Source organism: Pseudocolwellia sp. AS88 (assembly GCF_030551755.1).
GTDB lineage: Bacteria > Pseudomonadota > Gammaproteobacteria > Enterobacterales > Alteromonadaceae > Pseudocolwellia.
The window spans coordinates 125,872-142,524 of record NZ_JAUPEC010000003.1; the positions used below are offsets into that span (position 1 = coordinate 125,872).

The window sequence follows — 16,653 nt, forward strand, 5'->3', positions numbered from 1 at the left end:
GTTAATTTTATATAAGAATATGACAGGTTTAAGGAATTTTATATGTCTGAAGATAGGCAAACTGAAGAAGCAGAACGTCGTCAGTCATTCCGTTTAGATATGGAAAAAGAGCTAGTTGATATTGTATGGACTGGTAATGATGGTATTGAACGTAATAAAAAAATAGTGTGTCTTGATTTTTCTCGGGGCGGTTTAAAACTTGATTGTGATCAAGCGATTGAAGTGCAAACACCTGCACAAATTGTTTTTAAATCAGCTAATCCAAATAGTCAAAAGCTCTATGGTCGTGTTATACGTTGTATTAAACAAGAAAATGGTTGGTTTGAAATAGCGTTACGTCTTGATGAAAACACTAAGTAGTTAATAGAAAATATAAACTCAAAATTAAAATAATAATTATTTTTGTATCACTGACCAGTGATCGTAGGAGAAATGGGTAATGATGATATTAGTAGGTGGAGAAAAAGGTGGTAGTGGTAAAAGTTGCCTTGCACAAAATTTAGCAGTGTATTTTGCTAAAAAAGAAGAAGCCATTGTTTTAATGGTGGATTGTGATCCACAACGAACGACATCAGATTGGATACAAGCAAGAAATACCGATCCAACTTTACCTGCGATAAATTGTATTCAGCTATATGGAAAAATAAGAAATGATTTACTAAGCTTAAATCAACATTATGATTACGTTATTGTAGATTGTGGTGGGCAAGATAATCTAGCTTTGCGTGCTGCTATGTCAGTTGCTGATCATGTCATTATTCCATTAAGGCCTAAACGACGCGATCTGAAAACAGTACCGCATATGGAAGATATGCTCAGTACTTGTAAAATGGTTAATCCTAAAATGTTAGCTTCGTTCGTTATTACGCAATGTCCATCCTTACCCAATCAGGCAGGTCGTATTTTAGAAGCTAAGGAAGTGTGTAGCTCATATGGTATTAACGTATTAAACGCCGTTACGTTTAACCGTAATGTGTATGATGATAGTGAAGAGAAAGGCTCTTCTGTTATAGAAATTGAACCTGATGGCAAAGCTGCTGCAGAAATGATTTCAATTGCCGAAGAATTAATCGCCATGAAACCGGATAACTCCCATGAGTTTAAGTGATCTTAAAAAATCCAAGGACGGCAATAACAAAAGAAGAAAGTTTACTGTAGACGAGTTTATCTCCGATGCAGAAAATTATGCTAAAGGTACGCCTGAGATTGTTAGTAGTGATCTTAACAACCAGTTAAATTTAACTCAGGCTATTATCGCAGCAAAACAACATGTTGCTGATAAGAAAAACAATAAAGATCAAGAGTCAAAACTGGGTACAAAGAAAACATTTCGACATGCCACTTTTACGTTAAGTGAAGAGGCAATAGAACAATTGTCAGAACTTGCTATTGAGACTAAATTAGCCAAATCACATATTCTACGTATTTTAATTGATGAGTTGTGTAATGAAGACCAACAAATAAAATTACACAAACTATTAGGATCGAAAATAGACTGATAGAGTCTAACTTTCATGCAAAAAGTGCATAAATAAAGTGTAAAGTGTACTTTATTAGTGGCATTTAGCCTCTTATTTGCCTTGTAACCTATTGAAATTTAATAAATATCAATACTATTTCAATAGGATCTTTATAAAGACTAGTAATAGTTTTTCAGTTTCTCTATAATATGCCACCTTTTTCAGGATCCCGAGGCGACGGTCTTGGGGAAATATAGCTCGAGCTGAAATTAATATTTGGAGTGACTCACATGTCTAAAGTTTGCCAAGTTACAGGCAAGAAACCAGTCGTAGGGAACAACCGTTCTCACGCAAGAAACGCGACTCGTCGTCGTTTTTTACCAAACCTTCAATCTCACCGTTTTTGGGTTGAGAGCGAAAATCGTTTCGTTAAATTACGTTTAACTCCGAAAGGAATGCGTATTATCGATAAGAAAGGTATTGATGCAGTTTTAACTGATATCCGTGCCCGTGGCGAGAAAATTTAAGGAACCATTATGCGTGATAAAATTCGTTTAGTATCTAGCGCTGGAACAGGTCATTTTTATACTACTGATAAGAATAAAAAGACTATGCCAGAAAAAATGGAAATCAAAAAGTTTGACCCTAGAATTCGTCAACACGTGATTTACAAAGAAGCTAAAATCAAGTAATTGATAACTGCTTATTCAAAAACCCAGCTCAGGCTGGGTTTTTTATTGCCTAAAATAAAGTTCTGTCACTTCATTTGTATGAGCATACTCATAAAGCAGGCTTTATGTATTTGCTAAGCGGTGCAATCAATCCATCTGTTTGATACTATTCAGCCTTAATTAAACTATCGTATGATCTATAATGAAACTATCGCGTGCAGGCTGGAATAACGTCATCATTTTTTCTGTAATGGCGTTTATTTTATTAATTAATGTTACCAACAATAAAATCTTTTCTGGTAGTGAAAGCGCATCAGAAGTTGAACAAGCGACTTTGTTTGCAGCTCATGAAACTATTCTAACGTTAACCTTCTCTCATAATGTGGTCATTGAACGTATTGGTAAAAACTGGCGTGCAACTCCTGCCGTTCTCAATGAACAGGCGTTAGAACAAATGATGCGATCATGGAAAAATAGTGAAGGCGACACAGTCAAAAGTCCTCCTGTAATCGATGAGAAGATGGCATTGGTTGTAAATATTGAACTTGCAGACCAAACAGAACCGTATACTTTAAATTTATTTGCCACCGATACCGAACTGTTAATTCATAATAGAAGCACTCAAGTATGGAAGTCTTTTCCTTTGGCTATTTTCTCTCAGCTAGTTCCGAATGAAATTTTTTCAGCCTAGCAGTAACTTTATATAAGGAGTAACAATGTGAACTTACCTCAAAAACAATGTGTGATTTTAAGTATGGACTCTTTAGAAGGCTTTGAAGTTTACGATGACTTAATTGATGAACCTTTAAAGATTTTAGGTTGGCAAACACATACTATTTCGTGGAAAGCCAAAAATGTTAACTGGAATGCTTATGATGCTGTGATCATTCGTTCGCCTTGGGATTATCAAGATCATGCCGAAGACTTTTTAAGGGTGCTGTCTGATATCGAAAGTTCATCGGCTGTTCTTGAAAATAGTTTGGCTATTGTTGAATGGAACATAGATAAAATTTATCTGAAAGAGCTTGAAGAAAATCAGATCAATATAGTTCCAACGCTTTGGAAAGAAGCATTATCGACTGAAGCGGTAAATGAATATTTTGATTACTTTAAAACCGAGCAGCTAGTTATCAAGCCAAGAATTTCAGCAAATGCTGATAATACTTTTTGGCTAACACGTAGTAATTTTGAAACATATCTGCCGGAATTACGCTCGATCTTTAACAAAGAAGCTTTTATGGTGCAACCCTTTATGGAAAGCGTGATAAAAGAGGGCGAATTCTCGGTGTTTTATTTTAATGGGGTCATCAGTCATACAATCCTTAAAACACCTAAGAATGACGATTTTAGAGTGCAAGAAGAGCATGGTGGTAGGTTAACTACTGTTGAACCTGAAGCCGAATTGTTAAAACAGGCTGAAAAAACACTTTCTGCTATAGCTAACATTCATGATATGCCGCTTTATGCGCGCCTCGATTATGTGAGAGATGAAACATCTTTTGCATTAATGGAAGCTGAACTTATAGAGCCTTCTTTATATTTTAATATGGATGCAGAATCGCCTAAACGCTTTGCTCAAGCTTTTGTTGATAAAATGCAAACTTATACGAGTCTGTAATGAGGACGTCTTGACATGAAAAGTAAGTACTTTTAACTTTTCTTTTGGGCGGGTAACAAAAACACTTATTGAAGAGAAGAAGTGAGCATAGAACGTCTACTCACTTCTTTCTGGTATTACTCTGTTTCAGCTAGCTTTAAAAAATAAAGTTCAGCTACATCATTATGGATCCCTGCTAACTTCAGCTGAATTTCATCAATGTAATTATGTAAAAGTCCTTTTTGCAGGGCTCGCACATCTTCTGCTTTCAACTCATTAATCGCTTTATCTATAGAGGTTATTATTTCAGCCGAATTAGGTAAAGGTGAAATTAATGACTTCATTTGGTCTAAACAATACAAGATGGATCTTGGGAAAACATCACTATGCATAACAAACTGAATAACATCTGAGCGTTGAACACGGACCCCCATCTCTTGGCGATACATTTGGTATGCACTTAATGAGCGTAATAAACTGATCCATTGTATGTTTTCAAAAGGCTTAGCTTCTTCACTTACAATTAAGGTTTCAGAGCGAATATCTAATATGCGCGATGTCATATCAGCACGTTCAATCATTAGTCCAAGACGAATAAAGGTATAACCTAAATCATGATTAATAGTTGCATCTAAAGCACCAAATATTTGGTGTGCTGCATCAATAATGGCTTTTAAATAAGCAAATCTTCCTCGCTTAGTTAAACCTTCGTTTTGATGATCTTTTACATAATAATATAAGGTGTTTATTTCTTCCCACACATCTCTTGGAATAACGTCTCGAATAGTTCGAGCGCTCTCTCTAGCGGAGATAATAGAATTTAAAATAGAAGAAAAATTATCTTTTCCAACTAACAAGTAGCGTAATGCTTTGGCCTCTGAGAAATCTGTATGTGTTTCTAGGTAAGATTCTCGTGCGCCAATAATGTCGACTAAGGGTTCCCAGCCAGTACTTACCCCTTTAGGTAAATCCATCATCAACATATTATTCACGTTAATTAAGCGAGCAACATTTTCTGCGCGTTCAATGTAGCGAGACATCCAATATAAAGTTTCACCGACTCTTGATAACATATTATTTAGCCTCTTCGTCTACAATCCATGTGTCTTTACTACCGCCACCTTGTGATGAATTTACTACTAATGACCCTTTCACCATAGCAACACGAGTTAAGCCACCTGTCGTTACTTGGGTATCTTTACCTGACGATAAAATAAAAGGTCTTAAATCAGCATGACGACCACCCGGTGTAACACCATCTTCTTCTAAAGTCGGAACCGTTGATAAATCTAATGTTGGTTGAGCGACCCAGTTACGAGGGTCTGCTTTTATTTGTGCAATCGTTGTTTGTTGTTCTTTTTTAGTGGATTTAGGACCAATCAATAACCCATAGCCACCCGATTCATTAGCAGGTTTAACAACTAACTTATCGATATTTTTAATCACGTGATCACATTCTTTCGGATCAAGACATTTAAAGGTAGGAACATTGGCTAATTTTGCTTCTTCGCCTAAGTAATATTTAATCATCTCAGGGACATAAGCATAAACGACTTTGTCATCTGCAACACCTGCACCTGGCGCATTAACTAAAGCAACATTACCCTTAGACCAAGCACGCATTAATCCCGGAACACCTAACTGTGAATCAGGTAAAAAGGCTTCTGGATCTAAGAATAAGTCGTCTATTCGGCGGTAAATAACATCAACTCGCTGTAAACCTGTGATTGTTCTCATGTAAACGCAGTCATCTTTTTCTACAACAAGATCGCGACCTTCAACTAATTCACAACCCATCTCTTGAGCAAGATAACAATGTTCAAAATAAGCTGAGTTAAAGACACCCGGTGTTAATACAACCACTTCAGGTTTATCTTGCGGACGAGGTGACATTGCAGCCAACATATCAAACAATTGTGAAGGGTAATCGTCAACGGGTAAAATTGAGACTTGTTCAAATAGTTCAGGAAATACACGCTTCATTACCGAGCGATTTTCAAGCATATAAGATACACCTGAAGGAACACGTAGATTGTCTTCCAGCACGTACATAGTGCCGCTGCCGTCGCGCACTAAATCTGAACCACATATATGTGCCCAAATTTTATTAGGGGGATTGATACCAACACATTGTTGGCGGAAGTTAACAGACTTTTCTAATAAGCCTTTTGGGAATACACCATCTTTAATAATTTTTTGGTCGTGGTATAGGTCATCAATAAATAGGTTTAGTGCTTCAGTTCGTTGCTTTAAACCAATTTCTACACCTTGCCATTCTTTTTTGCCAATGGTACGAGGGATAATATCAAAGGGCCAAGCCCTATCAATCATATTGCCTTCATTATAAACGGTGAAGCTAATACCCATCTCTTTAATGGCTAAATCGGCAACAGCTCGGGCTTTTTTTAACTCTTCAGCCGATAAATTAGAAAAAAACTGAGCTAACTGCTTCCCGTGTAGTCTGATATTCCCTTTAGCGTCAATCAATTCATCAAAAAAACCATTTGTTTGGTACGCTTTCCAATCAATTTCCATGCAATTCCCGCCTTTTATTAACTCATTTTAATATGTCGTCGTATAAACATTACTCTAATCGAAGCATATCCACCGCCACATCTAACACTTGAGAACCACCTCCAAAGACTACTCCTTTAAGTGGAGTAACATCTGAGAAGTCTCGCCCTACCGCTAGAGTAATATGTTGCTCAGTCGGTAAAACATTGTTTGTTGGATCAAAATCAACCCAACCGTAGTTAGGCACATAAATAGCAAACCAAGCATGTGTTGCATCTGCACCTTCTAACTTCACTTCGCCTTCAGGTGGAAGTGTTTCAATATATCCACTGACATATCTTCCTGCTAGACCAATACTTCTCACACAAGCCAACGCAAAATGTGCAAAATCTTGGCAAACGCCCCTTTTTTGTGCAAAAACAATGCTTAAAGGAGTGCTAATTGTAGTAAAACCAGGATCATAGTGAAAATCATGAAAAATTCGTGCCATTAAACTTGTACAGCCTTCAATCAAGTTCATTTCCGGCGTAAAAGACTCAAGTACATAATCTTGTATACCTTTTTCTAAAGGTGTTAATTGAGAGGGTAATACAAATTCAGAAACTTTTAATAAATCTCGTGTTTTAGGTTCTGCCAATAAATCTCGTGCATCTTTCCAAGGCATGTCAAAGCTGCTTAAATTGCTACCTTGTTTAACCAATAATTCCACCTCACTCACCATAGTGACGGTAAGTTTTTTATGCTGTTTGGCTATCTCAAAGACTGTAACTTTGTTATCAAAATAATCGGTATATTCACGTAAATAACTTGTTGATGGTGTGATTTCAATATAACTACTATGGCATATCTGTTTATGGTTAGTTTTTGGTGTTAAGCGTGCTTGGTTTTGGCACAGGCTAACAAAGTCAGCGTACTTATAAGTAGTAGAATGTTTTATTTTATATTTCACGATTGGGCTTGCTCAATATTGGTCCAATTCAATTTATTAGCTGTTTGTGTATGGGAAAAGTATTGCAGTAATAATACATCACAAAAGGTATCTAAGTTACTTCGAATATGGTGATTAAATTCAACTAACTGCTGGCGTTTAGCCTCAGTACTTTTTTGTAAATAATCTCTCTCTGTTACATAACAAGTTGTTTTGGATAATAAAATAGCTTTTTCATGAGCAGCAATAACACCAGGTCGTCGTTTAGTAGGTAAATGCTGACACAATAAACTAATTTGTTCTAATTGAAATAACAACGAACGAGGGTATTCAGCATCTAATAATAACAGTTCAAGACCTGTACCTATACTTTGATGCATTCGATAGCGACGTTTATGTGTAACTAAACTTACCTGGCAAGTGAGTACTGACTCCAATAAGCCGATTTCTGCAGATTCTTCTAGCTCCTCAGTCAACAAGGCGGCGCTTAATGACGTTATTTGTAAACTACGTTCAACACGATGACCCATTTCCAACAGGAACCAGCCGTTACTGTTAGGCATACAGTCTGCAATTGACCCATTAAAAGCCATAATAGCGCCTATTATTTTATCTAGACTACTTTGCAATGTGCGTGATGACTTATTTGCGGTACTCATTTTTAAAGCGTTAATTTGAACGCCAATATCATCCAGAATACGTCGACTATCGTAAGATAATAATTCTTGAACTTGAACAGCGGCATTAGATAAATATTTCAATGTATTGATGATACTGCCAGCACATTGTTCATCGCCTAATAATTCGAAAGCCATGTTTTTTGCTTGTTCTAAACTACAGTCTTGTAATACCAAATCTTGTTCAACATAAGGGTAAACAATATGTTGTGTGCGTATTGCTGTATATAGTCTGGTAACTATCGTTTGTCGCATCACATCTGAATAAATAGATAGCTCTGTGCATCTATCGATAAAAATACGCAAAATACGGACAGTGTTTTCACATCGCTCTAAGTAACGACCTAACCAAAAAAGATGTTCAGCTGTTCGGCTAGAAATAACACCTTCTAATAAGGTTACATCTCTTCTTTTTCGAACAGGCGTTATAGCATGGGGTTCAACTATGCCGATTTTTCCATCTGTTTTTATCCAAGTATCTTTTATCCCACCAGAAATACTAGGGTAGTGGATATCATCAATCGAGAAACATAATGCAGACGGTAATACGTTTACTCCATGCTCGGTAGTTAAGGCATAACATCTGAAAACTATGGGTTTAGCTACCAGTTTGTTACCTTCCCAAAAAGGTGCGCTACTGAAAATGGGTTTATCCTGAAGATAAAACTGTTCAGGATCTTTATGAATCGCTAATTTTATTGCTTCAGCGTCTGTGCTCCCATCTAATTTAAAAGTAGGGTCTTGATAACTCATTAACTCAAGTGTGCTTAAGTCTAATGAATCAGCATCTTTTACATCGTGGTAAGCTCGTTGCCCTAATAGAAGAGGTTCTTGCAGTAAGTTGTGCGATAATTTATCTAAGTTAAATTGCACGGCAGGTGAAGACAATATACCGCTGCCAAAAGGGTTTAATACTTTAACGTTGTCTTCTCTAACAGCTTGTAATAATCCAGGAATGCCATGTAATGAATATTCAGTCTGTTCTAATGAGTCAATACCACTATCAGGTAACCAACGAAGAATAACATTAACTTTTCCTAATCCCTGTAATGATTTTAAACATACTTCACCATCTCTAACGGTTAAATCTGCACTTTGTACTAAAGTGTAGCCGAGGTAAGTTGAGAGAAATGCATGTTCGTTATAATTAGGATCATCTATGCCTTGCGTTAGAATAACAATACGTGGGTCATCCATATAATGGGTATATTCATTAATGGTTTCTTGAAACGCACGTAAAAACTTTTTAATTTGTTGTACGTTACATTCAGCAAACTCTTCAGCCATTACACGGCGAGCTATAATGCGACTTTTTAATAATACGCCTAAACCTAGAGGGCATTGGCAATGATCCGCTAATACTTTAAATTCGCCAGTAGGTGTTCGATATATATCAACGGCAGTAAAAAATAACTTTAATTCGTTACTTGGCAGACTAAAGCCTTCTCTAAGGTAACTTTTATCTTTGAATAACTCTTGTGCTGGAATAGAGCCATCAACAAGTAATTTTTGTTCGCCGTAGATATCTTGCTGAATTTTGTTTAATAAGGTTGTTCTTTGTTTAATACCGGCTTCAATTGAATTCCAATCATCTTTAGATAACATAAAAGGTAATGGATCAAATTGGCATTGCTGATTACTTTCATACTTGATATTACCGTTTTGTAATAATTGATTAATTTCAATTGCTCGGCTGTTAATATCTTCAGCAGTTAAGTTAGACAAACGATTAAATAAAGCATCCCAATGATCAGGATTTAAGCCACTGTGATTAACTAACTCATCATGTTCATGAGAGTTGTTAAGGTATAAGGATAACCATTCAGGCAAAGTAGTATCATTAATATACAAGCTGAACATACTCCATTTTTGAGTAAATAATTGTCATTATAGGGTATAGATGGGGGGAACAATAAGATCATTCCACTTTAAATAATTATAAAGTGGAATGATATGGTCATTACTGCTTATTTAAAGGCTGGCTGTCGACGTAAATCTAAAGTATTAGGATAATCTTGGTTGATATTTTCTTCTTCAGGAACAACAAACTCACTAACACCTGCATTTTTGAAGCTATGTACAACTGCTGATGGTGTCCAGCTTGGTTCGTCTGAGCTTAATAATGAAGGTGTATGACCATGTTCCCAGAAGCGAGCAACTCTTCTTCCCTCTGCTTCAAAAGCATTAACAGGTAAAGTTTCAGGATTTCGGCCTCCAGCATGGCTTACATGATAAACAAAACCACCTAAAGATCTGCCTTCCCATGTATCAATTAAATCAAAAGTAAGAGGAGCATGAACGCCAATGGTTGGATGTAATGCTGTTGGTGGCTGCCATGCACGATAACGAATACCTGCAACCATCTCATCTTTGGCTTTACCTTTAACTGGTTTAAGTGGAACGCGACGGCCATTACAAGTAACAACATATCGATCACTCATTGTACCCTGTACTTTGATTTGTACTCGCTCTAACGATGAATCAACATAACGAGCTGTACCTGAACCAGTAGCCTCTTCACCTAGTACATGCCAAGGTTCAATAGCTGTTCTAAGCTCCAAGGTCACATTATCAAGTTCACGCGTACCACATACCGGGAATCTAAATTCAAAGAAAGGATTTAACCAATTTAATTGAAAACCAAAACCTGATTGTTGTAAATCACGACACACTTCAGCTAAATCATTTTCAACGTATTGTGGTAATAAGAATTTATCATGTAATTCTGTTCCCCAACGCACTAAAGGTTTGTGATAAGGCTTTTTCCAGAACCAAGCGAGTAAAGTACGCAGTAATAACATTTGTACTAAGCTCATTTGTTCATGTGGAGGCATTTCAAAGCCCCTAAATTCAACTATACCTAAACGACCAGTGGCTGAATCTGGAGAATATAACTTATCAATACAGAATTCAGCTCGATGCGTATTACCCGTTAAGTCAACTAATAAATTACGAAGTAATCGATCAACTAACCAAGGTTCTGGTACTTCGCCTTGAGGCATATGTGAGAAAGCAATTTCTAACTCATACAATATTTCATCACGGGCTTCATCAACACGTGGTGCTTGGCTTGTTGGGCCAATAAATAAACCAGAAAATAGATAAGATAATCCAGGATGATGCTGCCAATACGTAATAAAACTTCTTAAAATATCTGGTCGACGTAAAAATGGACTTTGTTCAGGTGTTTCGCCACCTAAAGTCACATGGTTACCGCCACCTGTACCTGTATGACGACCATCAGCCATAAACTTGTCAGTACCTAAACGCGCTTGTTTAGCTAAACCATATAAGGTTGTTGTTCTATCAACTAGCTGGTCCCAAGATATAGAAGGATGAATATTTACTTCAATAACACCTGGATCTGGTGTTACTGCATATTTTTCAACTCGACTATCTTTAGGTGGAGTGTAACCTTCAATAACAACAGGTATTGATAATTCTTTAGCTACGCTTTCAACAGCAGTTAAAATCGCTAAATAATGCTCAAAGTGACTGGTTGGCGGCATGAATACATATAAACGGCCTTCTCTTACTTCAAGCACAAGAGCAGTTTTAATCATCTCTGTGCCAATAAACCCTTTTTTAGTTTTCTTTATTTTGGCAAAACTATCAGGGATATCAAAAGGGTCGCGATCAATAATATTATCAGACCATTGTAAGCTATCTAAAGGTAAGCGATAGCCTAATGGTGACTCTCCTGGTAGTAAGAAACAGTAACCACGTTTAAATTCCCATTTACAAGATTGCCAGCAATGTTTGCTATCATTCCAGTGTAAAGGCAGAACATAACCTATAGGTTTTTCTATGCCTTGTTCCATTTTTGCTAATAAACCTTTACGGCTCATTGCATCTAATAACTCAGGTTGTTTTGGGCCAACTTCGGTTGGTAAAGAGGCTTCTTGCCATAGATGATAGAGAATGTCTTCATAAGCTGTTGTTAGGGCTTCTTTTCCTAACCCTAATGCAGCCGTTAGTTTCTCAGCAAAATCCTTGGTATTGGTATGATCTAATTTATAGTCTTTATTTGGATCAGCTAACAAGGCAGAGTCTTTCCAGAGCGCCACGCCATCTTTACGCCAGTAACAACCATATTGCCAACGAGGTAAAGATTCACCTGGATACCACTTACCTTGCCCGTAATGAGTAAATCCGCCTTTAGTGTAGACTTTGTTCATTTCTAAAAATAAATTATGAGCTAAGACTCTTTTTTCTGCACCATCAGCATCCGTATTCCACTGCGGGTGTTCCATATCATCTATAGAGATGAATGTTGGCTCTCCGCCCATGGTTAAATGAATACCCTCTTCGGTATAAACTTTATCAACCTGTTGGCCTAAACGATTTATCGCAGTCCATTGTGTTTCTGAATAAGGTTTAGTTACGCGAGGATCTTCATGAACACGTGTTACTTTGTTATAAAAACTGAATTCAGATTCACAGTCATCTATTCCACCGGTAACCGGTGCAGCAGAGCTTGGTTCTGGAGTACAAGCTAATGGAATATGTCCTTCACCAGCAAATAGCCCAGAGGTAGGGTCAAGTCCAATCCAGCCTGCGCCAGGGATATAAACTTCAGTCCAAGCATGTAGATCGGTGAAATCTTCTTCAGGTCCACTTGGTCCATCTAACGACTTTTGATCTGAGGTTAATTGCACTAAATAACCAGAAACAAATCGTGAAGCTAAGCCTAAATGGCGGAACAATTGAACTAATAACCAAGCAGAGTCACGACAAGAGCCTGTTTTTTTGTTTAGTGTTTCATTAGGTGTTTGTACGCCAGGTTCTAAACGAATACCGTAACCGACTAATTCATATATCACCTTATTAACAGCAACTAAAAAATCAACGCTGCGTATAGGTTTTTCAGGTTTTAACGATTCTATTAATTCTAAAAGTTTAGGGCTAGCTTTACGTTTTTTTAAATAGGGAGTGAGTTCAGATTTTGATATTTTGTCATAAACAAATGGAAACTCTTCAGCATATTCTTCCAAAAAGAAATCAAAGGGATTAATAACAGTCATTTCAGCAACTAAATCAACAGTAAAGCTAAACTCTGTTGTTGACTCGTTAAATACAACTCTTGCCTGGTAATTACCAAATGGATCTTGTTGCCAATTAATATAATGATCTTCAGGTGTGATTTTTAAAGAATAACTTTTAATTTTGGTACGGCTATGAGGTGCAGGACGTAAACGAAATATATGCGGCCCCATATTTACAGAACGGTCATATTTATATTCGGTATGGTGCGAAATACCTACAGTAATTGTCATCGACTAATTCCCCTTTGATGGTATGCCTACATGAATAACATGGAAATGCTATTGAGTGTAAATTTTTGCAAGATTTATTCCAGTTATATAAACGTAATAAAACAAACACTTTAATCACAATATATCTGTAAATAATCGATTTAAGAGTACTCTATTATTAACAGGCAGCAATAAAATAATAAATAATAGCCTCAATGGTGCAGAAATATGCACTAAGATAGCACTTTTTCTAAATTTTATAATTTAATTATCGACTTATAAAAAATAAATAAACCTGTATAGATATTTAAAAAATAGTTAACAATAAAGCAGCGATTAAGCTCAACAACAATGCTATAATATGAGCATACTTCGAATACTTTCTGCTCATGGAAGTGATTCATTATTACACACAAATAAAAGCGCCTCTGCTTTCATTCACTTAAGCGCTTTTTAATAGCTTAATCAATCTACCTAATAGGATATTTCCTCATGCAAAAGCTAACAAATGTTGGTGAAAACTTAGTCAATGATATTGCGTCACGTTATGGTTTAAGCCGTGATGCAGTAGTTCATATGTTAGTTTCAGTTAATAATGGTGGCTGTTCGATGGCACAATTTAACTGTCCTGAATTAGGTGGCTCGGGTCAATGGATGCGAGGTGGAATGACCATGGTAGGTGATATGTTTAATAATGGGTTAAAAACAACGGTCGACAACCTTTGTAATGAACTTGCTAATATATTATCGAATAACCAAGTGTTTCCTGTTGTTGCCGCTGGTACACCGGGTAGCAGCCAATGGTGGCCTATGGATTTAGGTAGCCCTTCTAGTAGCGGCTCACAAAACAATACCCGTTATGCCGTGTTCCCTAATAGACTGGCTGTTGAGTTAAATGGACAAGTTTCTATTTATGACACACTAGACCATAACATTGGTGGTGTAAGTCAACAACAAGGAGGCAACGACTCGCTTACATTTAACAGTCAATGGGGAACCATTAGTGTTAATAATTTACCTTTAGTTTCTGGAACGTCACCAGCCCCAGCCCCGCAAACTAATTTTGCTCAACCAGTTCAAGAACCGCAACCAACACAAGCGCCTGTTCAGAATTTTGAGCAAACAAATGAAGTAACTAATTCACAATATAATACGACTAATCAAATGATAGGAATTATTAAGAAATTGGCAGAATTACGTGATGTAGGCGTGTTAACTGAGAGCGAATTCAATGCCAAAAAAGCAGAACTATTAAAGTAAGACTAAACCCTGCAATTAGCCCTTTATTATCTAAATACAGGGCAATCCACCCATATTTAAAGTAAGTGTCCCTTATCAATCTGGTATTAAATTAACTATGAAAACATTTCAATGTACTTGTACAGATAAACCCATTTTGTTTTTTGAAAGTAATCAATGTCTCAATTGTGCTAGAACAGTAGGCATAGATGATAGTTTTGATCGAGTAGAACCTTATGAACAGGACGCTAAAACAGGTTTGTTTTTTAAAGCACAGCAACCGCAAGTGCAGTACAGAAAGTGTGATAACAACGAACACTATAATGCTTGTAATGGCATGGTTAATTTAACAACTTTTGTACCTGATCCCGATAATGAAGAAGTATTGTGTTTTGGTTGTCGCTTTAACGAAACCGTACCTGATCTAAGTATTGTTGAACATATTCCTTTGTGGAAAAAGATGGAGGCCGCTAAACGCCGTGCTTTATATACATTAAAAGCATTACCCATCCCGCTGCAAAATAATACTGAAAATACTGAGGCAGGCTTAAGTTTTGATTTTATAACCGACCGAGATGTTAACGACCATTTTGCTAGTCCATTAACTGGTTATGAAGCTGTTTTAACTGGGCATAATTGTGGGCATATCACTATTAATTTAGCTGAGGCAGACGATGTTTCTCGTTCACAAACAAAACATGCAATGGGCGAACGCTACCGTACGTTACTTGGGCATTTTCGTCATGAATTAGGGCATTATTATTTTGATCTAATCATTATGCCAACACCAGAAAAACAAGCCTTATGTAAACAATATTTTGGCGATGACCAACTAGATTACCAAGAAGCCTTAGATAAGCATTACAAAAATGGTGCACCTGAAAATTGGCGAGACACTTTTATTAGTGAATACGCGACTATGCATCCTTATGAAGACTGGGCAGAAACGTGGGCGCATTATATGCACATCATTGATACCCTAGAAACTGCACAAAATTTCTCAATTACAGGTTCAACGTCAGTTATTGAAGAAGATGCAGAAGAAGATATTGAAGAGTTTGGTGAACTGAACTTACCTCAAGATACTTCTTATTTTTTAAGACAGACAGACTTTAATAATATTTTAGATACTTGGATGGATTTTTCGGTGATGCTTAATGCATTAAATAGAAGTATGGGCTTAGCAGATGCTTATCCGTTTGTATTAACTCAAGCCGTGCGTACTAAGCTTACTTTCGTGCATTATGCCATACACAATAAACTTCACTTATTACCCAAGATCGCACCAACAGAAAAAAAGAAAGAAAAAATTAGTAAAAAATAAACAACATAACCTCAACACTCGTTGAGGTTATTTGATAAAAATCACATCGTGTTAGTACAATATCAATAGATATAATCATACGGCTTCTTATATTAAACGTTGCCATCTAACACTGAGCTATTTAATATTAGGGCCGCTAAAATTTAGAGATTTAAATATATTATGCCAGAACTACCAGAAGTAGAGGTTTGCAGGCAAGGTGTAGAACCCCATGTATTAAACCAAAATGTTAGTGAGGTTATTGTCCGTAATGCGAAAATGCGTTGGCCAATTACCCCTACCATTTCGGAAATTTGTGATGAAAAAGTTCTTTCTGTTAAACGCCGCGCTAAATATTTATTACTAGAAACATCTAAAGGTACATTAATGCTGCATTTAGGCATGTCAGGTACTATTAGGGTTATAGATAAAAATACCCCTGTTATTAAGCATGATCATTTTGATTTGGTTTTTGCAAATGGCTTAGCATTGAGACTAAATGACCCTCGGCGTTTTGGTTCGGTATTATGGATAACCGAAGATATTAACGAACATCCGTTAATTAAAAAGCTTGGACCTGAACCTTTATCTTCAGACTTTACTGATGATTACTTATATGAAATGTCTCGTAGCAAAACCTCTCCAATCAAAACGTTTCTTATGAATAACCATGTTGTTGTGGGGGTGGGTAATATTTACGCCAATGAAAGCTTGTTTAAAGCGGGCATTGATCCAAAAAAACTCGCCGGAAAAATTTCCAAAAAACGCTACTTTGAATTAACAAAACATATTAAACAAACGTTAGCTCATGCAATAGAACAAGGTGGCACAACCTTGAAAGATTTTACTCAAGCAGATGGTAAACCAGGATATTTCGCGCAAGAGCTTTTGGTGTATGGAAGAGGTGGTAAGCCTTGTTTTATCTGTAAAGAAGCCTTAAAAGAAATAAAACAAGCAGGTAGAGCAACCGTGTTTTGTCCAAAGTGCCAAAAAAACTAAACCTTGGAAT

Annotated in this window: 15 protein-coding genes; 10 read left to right on the top strand and 5 right to left on the bottom strand. The window is 36.7% G+C overall.

The annotated features are described in order from the left end of the window. Positions 1-42: 42 nt before the first annotated feature. The 7 genes from Q5N69_RS03440 (at position 43) to Q5N69_RS03470 (ending at position 3,749) form a co-directional block, all read left to right on the top strand. Positions 43-360, top strand: coding sequence for a PilZ domain-containing protein (locus Q5N69_RS03440; protein ID WP_304367454.1), 318 nt, complete (start codon positions 43-45; stop codon positions 358-360). Positions 361-439: 79 nt separating this feature from the next. Beyond that, positions 440-1,108: an AAA family ATPase gene (locus Q5N69_RS03445; RefSeq protein ID WP_304367455.1), complete on the top strand. Its 669-nt coding sequence runs from the start codon at positions 440-442 to the stop codon at positions 1,106-1,108. Then, on the top strand, positions 1,095-1,499 hold the full coding sequence (locus tag Q5N69_RS03450; RefSeq protein WP_304367456.1) for a hypothetical protein: 405 nt from the start codon (positions 1,095-1,097) through the stop codon (positions 1,497-1,499). The genes Q5N69_RS03445 and Q5N69_RS03450 overlap by 14 nt, the downstream gene beginning before the upstream one ends. Before the next feature lie 251 nt (positions 1,500-1,750). Further along, positions 1,751-1,987, top strand: coding sequence for a 50S ribosomal protein L28 (gene rpmB, locus Q5N69_RS03455; protein WP_304367457.1), 237 nt, complete (start codon positions 1,751-1,753; stop codon positions 1,985-1,987). A gap of 9 nt (positions 1,988-1,996) precedes the next feature. Beyond that, the gene (gene rpmG, locus Q5N69_RS03460) at positions 1,997-2,152 is read left to right on the top strand and encodes a 50S ribosomal protein L33 (RefSeq protein ID WP_126670413.1); all 156 of its coding nucleotides are present in this window, start codon (positions 1,997-1,999) and stop codon (positions 2,150-2,152) included. A 181-nt stretch (positions 2,153-2,333) separates the two neighbouring features. Beyond that, entirely contained in the window at positions 2,334-2,822 is a 489-nt protein-coding gene (locus tag Q5N69_RS03465; RefSeq protein WP_304367458.1) for a hypothetical protein, read from the top strand. A 27-nt stretch (positions 2,823-2,849) separates the two neighbouring features. Further along, positions 2,850-3,749, top strand: coding sequence for a RimK family alpha-L-glutamate ligase (locus Q5N69_RS03470; protein WP_304367459.1), 900 nt, complete (start codon positions 2,850-2,852; stop codon positions 3,747-3,749). A gap of 116 nt (positions 3,750-3,865) precedes the next feature. On the opposite strand, the gene Q5N69_RS03475 is transcribed toward Q5N69_RS03470, so the two are convergent. The 5 genes from Q5N69_RS03475 to Q5N69_RS03495 all read right to left on the bottom strand — a co-directional run bounded on the left by Q5N69_RS03475 (position 3,866) and on the right by Q5N69_RS03495 (position 13,123). Continuing rightward, a complete protein-coding gene (locus Q5N69_RS03475; RefSeq protein WP_304367460.1) occupies positions 3,866-4,801 on the bottom strand; it encodes an alpha-E domain-containing protein in 936 nt (311 codons plus the stop codon). A gap of 1 nt (position 4,802) precedes the next feature. Then, positions 4,803-6,263 (bottom strand): circularly permuted type 2 ATP-grasp protein, encoded by a 1,461-nt coding sequence (locus Q5N69_RS03480; protein ID WP_304367461.1) that lies wholly within the window; start codon positions 6,261-6,263, stop codon positions 4,803-4,805. A 49-nt stretch (positions 6,264-6,312) separates the two neighbouring features. Beyond that, positions 6,313-7,191 carry a transglutaminase family protein gene (locus Q5N69_RS03485; protein ID WP_304367462.1) on the bottom strand — a complete coding sequence of 293 codons (879 nt, stop codon included), beginning with the start codon at positions 7,189-7,191 and terminating at the stop codon, positions 6,313-6,315. After that, entirely contained in the window at positions 7,188-9,698 is a 2,511-nt protein-coding gene (locus Q5N69_RS03490; RefSeq protein ID WP_304367463.1) for a circularly permuted type 2 ATP-grasp protein, read from the bottom strand. The genes Q5N69_RS03485 and Q5N69_RS03490 overlap by 4 nt, the downstream gene beginning before the upstream one ends. 116 nt (positions 9,699-9,814) lie before the next feature. Continuing rightward, a complete protein-coding gene (locus Q5N69_RS03495) occupies positions 9,815-13,123 on the bottom strand; it encodes a DUF2126 domain-containing protein (RefSeq protein ID WP_304367464.1) in 3,309 nt (1,102 codons plus the stop codon). A 471-nt stretch (positions 13,124-13,594) separates the two neighbouring features. Between Q5N69_RS03495 and Q5N69_RS03500 the strand changes: the two genes are divergently transcribed. The 3 genes from Q5N69_RS03500 to mutM all read left to right on the top strand — a co-directional run bounded on the left by Q5N69_RS03500 (position 13,595) and on the right by mutM (position 16,643). Beyond that, on the top strand, positions 13,595-14,362 hold the full coding sequence (locus Q5N69_RS03500; protein WP_304367465.1) for an SHOCT domain-containing protein: 768 nt from the start codon (positions 13,595-13,597) through the stop codon (positions 14,360-14,362). A gap of 97 nt (positions 14,363-14,459) precedes the next feature. Further along, positions 14,460-15,665, top strand: a complete 1,206-nt coding sequence (locus Q5N69_RS03505) for a putative zinc-binding metallopeptidase (protein WP_304367466.1) — start codon at positions 14,460-14,462, stop codon at positions 15,663-15,665. Between the two features lie 162 nt (positions 15,666-15,827). Next, positions 15,828-16,643, top strand: a complete 816-nt coding sequence (gene mutM, locus Q5N69_RS03510; RefSeq protein WP_304367467.1) for a bifunctional DNA-formamidopyrimidine glycosylase/DNA-(apurinic or apyrimidinic site) lyase — start codon at positions 15,828-15,830, stop codon at positions 16,641-16,643. Positions 16,644-16,653 lie beyond the last annotated feature (10 nt).